Origin of the sequence: Dysgonomonas mossii (assembly GCF_004569505.1) — a bacterium.
GTDB lineage: Bacteria > Bacteroidota > Bacteroidia > Bacteroidales > Dysgonomonadaceae > Dysgonomonas.
In genome coordinates this window covers 1-399 of record NZ_SPPK01000116.1, presented here as the reverse complement: position 1 = coordinate 399, position 399 = coordinate 1, and the positions used below count along the sequence as shown (strand labels likewise).

Annotated in this window: 1 protein-coding gene; it reads right to left on the bottom strand. The window is 70.2% G+C overall.

Annotated elements, in window-relative coordinates; genetic code table 11:
- Positions 1–380: hypothetical protein (locus tag E4T88_RS17690; RefSeq protein WP_221411837.1), on the bottom strand; the 380-nt coding region annotated here is incomplete at its 3' end.
- Positions 381–399: the final 19 nt, after the last annotated feature.

Here is a 399-nt window from a genome sequence, read left to right as displayed (position 1 = left end):
GCCCAGGACAACGCATTGCCGGCCGCGGCGCGCTGGTAGGGGTTGCCGTTGTCGGCCATCACCTTGCGCAGCGTGACGAGCGGCCCCAGCGGCAGCGTGAGGCCGAAGTTGAGCAGCGACCGCGCCGTGATGCCCGCCAGCATGGTCCGGCGGTCGACGGAGAGGTTCACGACGGTGGCTGCCTCCGCGCCCGGGAGAAAGGACTTGACCAGCGTGCTGCTCAGGTCGGACACGGTGTCCGCCGTGGCGCTGACCATGCGCTGCACGAGCGCGCTGGCCATCATGGACATCGGGCGTGCCAGGTCGGGGGCGATGCCGCGTTCCCTGAGGGCCTGCTCGATCACGGGGCCGATCCGCGCATTCACCGCGACGTTCAGCATCGTGCCGCCGCTGTCTCTT